1 protein-coding gene is annotated in these 551 nt (G+C 64.6%); it reads left to right on the forward strand.

Annotated features, from left to right (window positions below):
* Positions 1-401, forward strand: a 401-nt coding sequence (locus AC5ZG1_RS44205) for a transposase (RefSeq protein ID WP_496136540.1), incomplete at its 5' end; no start/stop codon positions are given.
* Between the last annotated feature and the right edge of the window lie 150 nt (positions 402-551).

The following is a 551-nucleotide window of genomic DNA, read 5'->3' on the forward strand; positions in this document are numbered from 1 at the left end:
AGGTCGACGACGATTGCCTGCTCGAGCTCCGCTGGATGTACGACCGGCGCGATCTTGGCGAGGTGCGGCGCGATCTGGCGGCCTGGCTTGCCAAATGGGGCGGCAAATACCCCAAGCTCACCGGCTGGGTGGAGGACAACATCGAGGAGACGCTCGCCTACTTCCGTCTGCCGCTGGTGCACCGCAAGCACATGAAGTCGACCAACATGCTGGAGCGCCTCAACGAGGAGATCCGGCGGCGCACCTACGTGGTGCGAATCTTCCCCAATGCCGAGAGCTGCCTAAGGCTGGTGCGGGCGCTGACCGTCGAGCGCCACGAGGCCTGGCTCGAGGACCATCGCTATCTGAACATGGATCTCTTGAAGGAGCACAAGAAGGAGACACTACGCCGGGCGGCCTGACGATGCTCAGGCCCACCAAGGGGATGGGCCACCCCTCTCCGCCGCCGTCGCTCGCCAGCGCTGCGCTTGGGCGAGCGAGCGACGGCGGCTCCGAGGGGATGGCTTGGCCGGACCCCATGATCAATTTTGCTGAACTTGACGCACAGAACT

The sequence above is a fragment of the Bradyrhizobium sp. Leo78 genome, from assembly GCF_059512425.1.